The 533-nt window shown below is 49.0% G+C and carries 1 protein-coding gene; it reads right to left on the reverse strand.

Features of this window, described 5'->3' with window-relative positions; translation table 11 throughout:
• Positions 1-254 precede the first annotated feature (254 nt).
• Positions 255-533 (reverse strand): hypothetical protein (locus IB255_RS31355; RefSeq protein WP_192211286.1); only part of this gene is annotated, 279 nt, incomplete at its 5' end.

Here is a 533-nt window from a genome sequence, read left to right on the forward strand (position 1 = left end):
TCCTATGCCCTTTCTTTTCTCCTCCTCCCTCCCCCCTCCCTCCTCCTCTCCTCCCTCCTCCTCCCCCCTCTCTTTTTTTCCCTCTTTCCTTCCTCCCCCTTCCTCTCTTCCTCCCCTCTTTCTCTTCTCCCCTTCCCTTCCTACTTCCCCTCCTTTCTCTCTTTATTCTTTCCTTCTTTCTCCCTTCTTCCTCCCCTCCCCTTCCCTCCCCTTTCCTCTCTCCTCTTCCCCCTCCTTTCTTTATTTTTCCTCCATCACTTCTTTTTTATTTCCCTCCTTCTATTTTTCTTTCCTTTCCTTTCCTCTTCTTCCCTTTCCTCCTCTTCCCTCCTCTCTTTTTCTCTTTCCTTCCCTTTCCCCTTTTCTCCCCCCTTCTCTCTTTCTTTTCTTTCCTTTTTCTCCCCTCCTTCTTTCTTCCTCTTCCTTTTCCCTTTTTTTTCCTTCTTTCTCTTCTCCCCCTCTTCCTCTTCCTCCTCTCTTCCTTTTTTCTCTCTCTTTTTTCTCCTTCTCCTTCCCCCCCCCCCCCTTCTTCC

Source organism: Pseudomonas sp. PDM22, assembly GCF_014851965.1.
Lineage (GTDB): Bacteria > Pseudomonadota > Gammaproteobacteria > Pseudomonadales > Pseudomonadaceae > Pseudomonas.